General features: G+C 73.8%; 5 protein-coding genes. 4 read left to right on the top strand and 1 reads right to left on the bottom strand.

The features are described 5' to 3' along the window. Positions 1 to 664 (bottom strand): cellulase family glycosylhydrolase (locus ACI796_RS20910; RefSeq protein ID WP_456943140.1); only part of this gene is annotated, 664 nt, incomplete at its 3' end. Between the two features lie 481 nt (positions 665 to 1,145). Between ACI796_RS20910 and tkt the strand changes: the two genes are divergently transcribed. Genes tkt through zwf form a run of 4 tightly spaced genes read left to right on the top strand, consistent with a single transcriptional unit; the run spans position 1,146 to position 7,654 of the window. Then, positions 1,146 to 3,371 carry a transketolase gene (tkt, locus tag ACI796_RS20905; protein ID WP_456943139.1) on the top strand — a complete coding sequence of 742 codons (2,226 nt, stop codon included), beginning with the start codon at positions 1,146 to 1,148 and terminating at the stop codon, positions 3,369 to 3,371. Between the two features lie 30 nt (positions 3,372 to 3,401). Continuing rightward, complete coding sequence (gene tal / locus ACI796_RS20900; protein ID WP_456943138.1) at positions 3,402 to 4,505, top strand: transaldolase; 1,104 nt, start codon at positions 3,402 to 3,404, stop codon at positions 4,503 to 4,505. Then, positions 4,502 to 6,112 carry a glucose-6-phosphate isomerase gene (locus ACI796_RS20895; RefSeq protein WP_456943137.1) on the top strand — a complete coding sequence of 537 codons (1,611 nt, stop codon included), beginning with the start codon at positions 4,502 to 4,504 and terminating at the stop codon, positions 6,110 to 6,112. The genes tal and ACI796_RS20895 overlap by 4 nt, the downstream gene beginning before the upstream one ends. A 24-nt stretch (positions 6,113 to 6,136) precedes the next feature. Then, positions 6,137 to 7,654: a glucose-6-phosphate dehydrogenase gene (gene zwf, locus ACI796_RS20890; RefSeq protein WP_456943136.1), complete on the top strand. Its 1,518-nt coding sequence runs from the start codon at positions 6,137 to 6,139 to the stop codon at positions 7,652 to 7,654. The last annotated feature ends 24 nt before the right edge of the window (positions 7,655 to 7,678 follow it).

Genomic DNA, 7,678 nt, shown 5'->3' with positions numbered 1-7,678 from the left:
CGGCTCCGACCATCACCTGCCGCACCCGCTCCACGTTGGCGATCCGGTACGGGTGCTCGGCCGGCGGCGCCTCCGGCGGCTCGGCCGCCGGCCCCTGGTAGGGATGCAGGCCCAGCGCGTCGAACCAGCCCCCGCCCCCGGCCGCGTACAGGCCCGCCACCCACGCGGCGTTCACCCCGCTGGTCCCGCCCGAGACCACCACCGCCGCCGGATCCCCCGCCTTGATCCCGCGGTAACCGGCCTGCAGCACCGGCACGTACACCTCCGGAGCGGTCGCTCCGCACCCGGTCCCGGCCGAGCAGTCCGGCTCGTTCCAGATCTCCCACGCCGCGATCCGCCCCGCGTACCGCCCGGCCAGCCACGCCGCCACCCGCCCGAACTCCCCCACCCGCCCGGCCGGCGGCAACACCGTCAACGAGTCGCTGCCACTGAGCCACCCCGGCGTGCAGCCCAGCGTGGCCAGCACCTGCAACCCCCGCGCCGCCGCCGCGGCCACCGTGGCGTCCACCCGCTGCAGGTACCACTCCGACACCACCCCCGGCCCGGCCTCCTCCAGCGAGCACCAGCCCACCCCCACCCGCACCCAGCCCGACCCGGACTCCACCACCCGGTCCAGCACCAGCTCGTTCACCGGCCAGTCCCGCCACAACGAGAACACCTCCACCCCCGTCTCCAACACCCGGCCGAGTTGCGCGGGCTCGTCCGCGCGGGCGAGCGGGGCGGTGGGCGTGACGACGGGAACGAGGGTCAGGACGATCAGCGATACCGCGCCGAGGACGAGACGACGGAGGCCGAGGCGGCATGGTCTACCCACGTGAGGTCCGTCGGCAGCCGGGCAGGACCTCCTGAGGCCGTTCACCCGTGCAGGTCACGTCCGGCTCCCTCCAGGGTCCGGGAGGCCGGCCGGCAGAGGACCAGCCCTCGCACCCGGCCGCTCACCGGTGCGGATGACTAGGGTCTGATCACGTTGACGCCGCGGGAACTGCGGGTAGGGCCGTCGCCGACGACGGAGGGTCACGGGTCGAGGGAGACCAGGGACACGGCCGATCCGCTGCCCCGCACCCGACGTCGTCCGCCCGGGAGCACCGGACCACCGCTCCCCGGACGGCCCCACGCACGGCCGACCTCGAGGAGTTCCGCCCGACATGACCCAGGCTGACGACACGAAGAGCACGGAGTCCGAGGCCCCCGCCGAGGCCGCGACCGACTCCCCCACCGGTTCGCCCCGGCAGCCGCACCCCACGCTGCCCGAGGACTTCGGCGACCTCGACCGCCGCGCCATCGACACCGCCCGCGTGCTGGCCATGGACGCCGTCCAGAAGGTGGGCAACGGCCACCCCGGCACCGCGATGAGCATGGCGCCCACGGCCTACCTGCTGTTCCACAAGTGGCTGCGGCACGACCCCACGGACCCGAACTGGGTGGCCCGCGACCGCTTCGTCCTCTCGATGGGCCACTCGAGCCTGACGCTGTACGTCCAGCTCTACCTGTCCGGCTACGGGCTGGAGCTCGAGGACCTGCAGGCCCTGCGCACCTTCGGCTCGAGGACCCCCGGCCACCCCGAGGTCAACCACACGCCCGGCGTGGAGACGACGACCGGCCCGCTCGGCCAGGGCGTCGGCAACGCCGTCGGCATGGCCATGGCCGCCCGCCGCGAGCGCGGCCTGCTCGACCCCGACGCCCCCGAGGGCGAGAGCCCGTTCGACCACACCATCTGGTGCTTCGCCTCCGACGGCGACCTGGAGGAGGGCGTCAGCGGCGAGGCGTCGTCGCTGGCCGGCACCCAGCAGCTGGGCAACCTGGTGCTGGTCTACGACGACAACCGGATCTCCATCGAGGACGACACCAACGTCGCCTTCACCGAGGACGTCGGCAAGCGCTACGAGGCCTACGGCTGGCACGTGCAGCACGTCGACGACGGCGAGGACCTGGCCGCGGTCGACGCCGCCTTCGCCGCCGCCAAGGCCGAGACCCGCCGCCCGTCGATCGTCGTGCTGCGGACGATCATCGCCTGGCCCGCGCCGAACAAGCAGAACACCGGTGCCGCGCACGGCTCGGCCCTCGGCGACGACGAGGTCCGCGCCACCAAGGAGGTCCTGGGCTTCGACCCGGACACGACCTTCGAGGTCGACGACGAGGTGCTCGCGCACGCCCGCTCGGGGGTCGACGCCGGCCAGAAGTCCCACGCCGAGTGGCAGGAGCGCTTCGACGCCTGGGCGCGGGAGAACGGCGAGCGCGCCGCCCTGCTCGAGCGGATGCGGGAGCGCCGGCTGCCCGAGGGCTTCGCCGACGGCCTGCCGACCTTCGACGCCGATCCCAAGGGCGTGGCCACCCGCAAGGCGTCGGGCAAGGTCCTCGCCGCCCTCTACCCGGCGCTGCCCGAGCTGTGGGGCGGGTCGGCCGACCTCGCGGAGAGCAACAACACCGCGGTCGAGGGCGAACCGTCCTTCCTGCCGGCCGACCGCCAGACGAAGATGTGGAGCGGTGGCCCCTACGGCCGCACGCTGCACTTCGGCGTCCGCGAGCACGGCATGGGCGCGGTCATGAACGGCATCGCGCTGCACGGCGGCACCCGCGTCTACGGCGGCACGTTCCTCACGTTCTCCGACTACATGCGCGGGGCGGTCCGGCTGGCCGCGCTCATGCAGCTGCCGGTGACCTACGTGTGGACCCACGACTCGATCGGCCTGGGCGAGGACGGCCCCACGCACCAGCCGATCGAGCACTTCGCCGCGCTGCGGGCCATCCCCGGTCTCGACGTCGTCCGCCCGGCCGACGCCAACGAGGTCACCGTCGCCTGGCGCACGATCCTCGAGCACAACGACCGCCCGGCCGGCCTGCTGCTGTCCCGGCAGAACCTGCCGGTGTTCGACCGCTCGGAGTTCGGCTCCGCCGAGGGCGTCGCGCGCGGCGCCTACGTGCTGGCCGACGCCTCGAACGGGCAGCCCGAGGTGATCCTGCTGGGCACCGGCTCGGAGGTGCAGATCGCCGTCGCCGCCCGCGAGCGGCTGGAGGCCGACGGCGTCCCGACCCGCGTGGTGTCGGTGCCCTGCGTCGAGTGGTTCGCCGACCAGGACCAGGCCTACAAGGACGAGGTGCTGCCGCCCTCGGTCCGCGCGCGGGTGAGCGTCGAGGCCGGCGTGCCCATGGGCTGGCGCGAGTTCGTCGGCGACGCCGGCCGGATCGTGGGGCTCACCCACTACGGCGCGAGCGCCGCCTACTCGGTGCTCTACGAGGAGTTCGGGCTGACCGACGAGGCCGTCGTCGCCGCCGCCCGCGAGTCGATCGAGGCGGCCGCCGCGGGGAACGCCGTCCCGGCCGGCCCGGTTGCAGCCACCGGGGGCCTCCCCCACCCCACCGGCGACCGCTGAGCCGTCGGACCCACCGGAAGGGACCTGACCATGGCACAGAACGAGAAGCTGGCGGAGCTGTCGCAGGCGGGCGTCGCCGTCTGGCTCGACGACCTGTCGCGGGACCGCATCCGCAGCGGCAACCTGCAGTCGCTGGTCGACGAGCGCTCCGTCGTCGGCGTCACCACCAACCCGACCATCTTCGCCGCGGCGATCAGTGGGTCGGAGTCCTACGACGACCAGCTGCACGCCCTCGCGGTGCGGAAGGTGAGCGTCGAGGAGGCGCTGCGCACCATCACCGCCTCCGACGTGCGCGACGCCTGCGACCTGCTGGCCCCGGTGGCCGAGCGGCAGCCCGGCGACGGCCGGGTGTCGCTGGAGGTCGCGCCGGGCCTGGCGCACGACACCGACGCCACGGCCGCCGAGGCCGCGCACCTGTGGTGGCTGGTGGACCGGCCGAACCTCTACATCAAGATCCCGGCGACCGTGGAGGGCCTGCCGGCCATCACGACGTCGATCGCCCGCGGGATCAGCGTCAACGTCACCCTGATCTTCAGCCTCGAGCGGTACCGCGCCGTCATGGACGCCTACCTGTCCGGGCTGGAGCAGCGCCTCGAGCAGGACCCCGACGCCGACCTCAGCGGGATCGCCTCCGTCGCCTCGTTCTTCGTGTCTCGCGTGGACACCGAGATCGACAAGCGGCTGGAGAAGGCCGGCGCCGACCAGCTCAAGGGCAAGGCGGCGCTGGCCAACGCGCAGCTGGCCTACCAGGCCTACGAGGAGGTCTTCTCCTCCGACCGCTGGAAGGCGCTGGAGGCCAAGGGCGCCAGGCCGCAGCGGCCGCTGTGGGCCTCGACCGGGGTGAAGAACCCCGAGTACTCCGACACCCTCTACGTCAGCGAGCTCATCGCCCCCGGCACCGTGAACACGATGCCGGAGAAGACGCTGCAGGCCTACGCCGACCACGGCGCGGCGGGCACCCCGGTGCAGAAGACCTACGACGACGCCGCGGCGACCATGCAGGCCATCACCGACGCCGGCGTCGACCTCGACGACGTGTTCCGCGTCCTCGAGGAGGAGGGCGTGCAGAAGTTCGTCGACTCGTGGGACGAGCTCACCGACTCCGTGCGCGGCCAGCTCGAGGACAAGGCATGACCCTGGAGTTCTCCTGCTCCGGCCTCGACGTCCCGGAGGTGGTCCGCACCCAGCTCGCCGACGACGACGTCGCCGCGCGGCTGGTGGCCAAGGACGCCACCCTCTGGGGCCCCGAGGCCGAGAGCGAGGCCTCGATCCGGCTCGGCTGGCTGGACCTGCCCGCGTCCTCGCGCGAGCTGGTGTCCCGGCTGGCCGAGCTGCGGGCCGAGCTCGCCGGCGAGGGGATCGACCGCGTCGTCCTGTGCGGCATGGGCGGCTCCTCGCTGGCGCCGGAGGTCATCTGCCGCACCGCGGGCGCGCCGCTGGTGGTCCTCGACACCACCGACCCCGGCCAGGTCCTCGCGGCGATGACCGACCTCGACCGCACCGTGGTCGTGGTCAGCTCCAAGTCCGGCGGCACGATCGAGACCGACAGCCACCGGCGGGCCTTCGTCGCCGCGTTCGCCGAGGCCGGGCTGGACGAGAAGGAGGTCGGCCGGCGGTTCGTCGTCGTCACCGACCCCGGCTCGCCGCTGGCCGACACCGCCGCCGCGATGGGCGCCCGCGCGGTGTTCCTCGCCGACCCCAACGTCGGCGGCCGCTACAGCGCCCTGTCGGCGTTCGGGCTGGTGCCCGCGGCGCTGGCCGGGGTCGACGTCGGTGCGCTGCTGGACGAGGCCACCGACCTCGCCGAGCACCTGGCCGAGCCGGGCAACCCCGCGCTGGAGCTCGGGGTCGCCATGGGCGCGGGCTTCCGCACCGGCCGGGACAAGGTCGCCCTCGCCGAGGGCACCGGCGGCAGCGGCCCGCGCATCGAGGGCTTCGGCGACTGGGCCGAGCAGCTCATCGCCGAGTCCACCGGCAAGGAGGGCCGCGGGCTGCTGCCCGTGGTCCTGGAGTCGGTGGACGCGCCCGGCTCCCAGGCGCCGGACGCGCTGCTGGCCGTCGTCGACGGCGACCCGGTCGACGGCCGGCCCTCGGTCGGCGTCACCGGCCCGCTGGGCGCGCAGTTCCTCGGCTGGGAGTACGCGACCGCGGTGGCCGGGCGGGTGCTGGGGATCAACCCCTTCGACCAGCCCAACGTCACCGAGTCCAAGCAGAACACCTCGCGGATCCTCGAGTCCGGCCTGCCCGACGAGCGGCCGGTGGCCACGATCGGCGCGGTGGAGGTGTACGCCTCCGGCGGCGTGCTCGACGGCGTCGACCTCGCGCAGTCCGACGGGCTGCGGCTGGCGCTGGACGCGCTGCTGGGCGCCGTCCCGCCGCGCGGCTACCTCGCCGTCATGGCCTACCTCGACCGCGAGGCCGACGCCCGGGCGGGCGAGCTGCGCGCGGCGCTGGCCGGCCGCACGGAGCACGCGGTGACCTTCGGGTGGGGCCCGCGCTTCCTGCACTCGACCGGCCAGTACCACAAGGGCGGTCCGCAGGTCGGGGCGTATCTGCAGCTCACCGGCGCGGTGGCGCAGGACCTCCCGGTGCCCGACCGGCCGTACTCCTTCGGCGCGCTGCAGGCCGCCCAGGCCGCCGGTGACCGGCAGGCGCTGGCCGACCGGCAGCGGCCGCTGCTGCACCTGCACCTGACCGACCGGTCCGCCGGCATCGGTCAGGTCCTCGCTGCCCTCGACTGACCCCGCACCCCTCGAGGAGGGCACGTGATCCCCAACCCGCTGCGCGACCCGCGGGACCGGCGGCTGCCGCGGGTCCCCGAGCCCTGCGCCCTGGTCGTCTTCGGCATCACCGGCGACCTGGCCCGCAAGAAGCTGCTGCCGGCCGTGTACGACCTGGCCAACCGCGGGCTGCTGCCGACCAACTTCGCGCTGCTGGGCTTCGCCCGGCGGGACTGGGGGGACCAGGACTTCGCCGAGCTGGCCCGGGACGCGGCCCGCAACGCCGCCCGCACGCCGTGGCGGGAGGAGGTGTGGGAGCGGCTGGCCAACAGCGTCCGGTTCGTCCAGGGCTCCTTCGACGACGACAACGCCTTCGACGAGCTCGCCCACGCCCTCGCCGACCTGGAGAGCAGCCACGGCATCGGCGGCAACGCCGCGTTCTACCTGTCGATCCCGCCGGCGATGTTCCCCGTCGTGCTCAAGCAGATGCAGCGCACCGGCATGGCTGAGAGCACGCCGGACCGGTGGCGGCGGGTCGTCGTCGAGAAGCCCTTCGGCACCGACCTCGCCTCCAGCCGGGAGCTCAACGAGCTGGTCGACTCGGTGTTCAGCGCCGAGGACGTCTTCCGCATCGACCACTACCTGGGCAAGGAGACCGTCCAGAACCTCATGGCGCTGCGGTTCGCCAACGAGCTGTTCGAGCCGGTCTGGAACGGCCACCACGTGGACTCGGTGCAGATCACCATGGCCGAGGACGTCGGCATCGGCGGCCGGGCGGGCTTCTACGAGAAGACCGGCGCGGCCCGCGACGTGCTGCAGAACCACCTGCTGCAGCTGCTCGCGCTCACCGCGATGGAGGAGCCGGTCGAGTTCTCGGCCGACGAGATCCGCACCGAGAAGCTCAAGGTGCTGCGCGCGGTCTCGCTGCCCGAGGACCTGCCCACCTTCGCCGTCCGGGGCCAGTACGAGCAGGGCTGGCTGGCCGGCCAGCGGGCCAAGGGCTACCGGCAGGAGGAGGGCGTCGACGCGCACTCGACGACCGAGACCTTCGCCGCCGTCCGGCTCGGGGTGGAGACCCGCCGCTGGGCCGGCGTGCCGTTCTACCTGCGCACCGGCAAGCGGCTGCCCCGGCGGGTCACCGAGATCGCGCTGGTGTTCAAGCGGGCGCCGCACCTGCCCTTCGCCGACACCGACACCGAGGAGCTGGGCAACAACCAGCTGGTGGTGCGCGTGCAGCCCGACGAGGGGGTCACCCTCAAGTTCGGGTCGAAGGTGCCCGGCAGCGTCATGGAGGTCCGGGACGTGTCCATGGACTTCCTGTACGGCGAGCAGTTCACCGAGGCCAGCCCCGAGGCCTACGAGCGGCTGCTGCTGGACGTGCTGCTCGGCGACGCCACGCTGTTCCCGCGCAACGCCGAGGTCGAGGCCTCCTGGGCGGTCATCGACCCGCTCGAGGAGTTCTGGGCGGGCAGCACGCCGCACCCCTACCGGGCCGGCGAGTGGGGGCCGCGCGCGGCCGACGAGATGCTGGCCGCCGAGGGCCGCCGGTGGCGGCGTCCGTGAGGCGCCCCCGCGGAGAGGAGACGC

The organism is Geodermatophilus sp. SYSU D00525, from assembly GCF_054050475.1.
This window is presented reverse-complemented; position numbering and strand designations above follow the sequence as displayed.

Coding starts and splice junctions, on each gene's coding strand:
- tal (WP_456943138.1), top strand. CDS start 3,402: ATGGCACAGAACGAGAAGCTGGCGGAGCTGTCGCAGGCGGGCGTCGCC.
- tkt (WP_456943139.1), top strand. CDS start 1,146: ATGACCCAGGCTGACGACACGAAGAGCACGGAGTCCGAGGCCCCCGCC.
- ACI796_RS20895 (WP_456943137.1), top strand. CDS start 4,502: ATGACCCTGGAGTTCTCCTGCTCCGGCCTCGACGTCCCGGAGGTGGTC.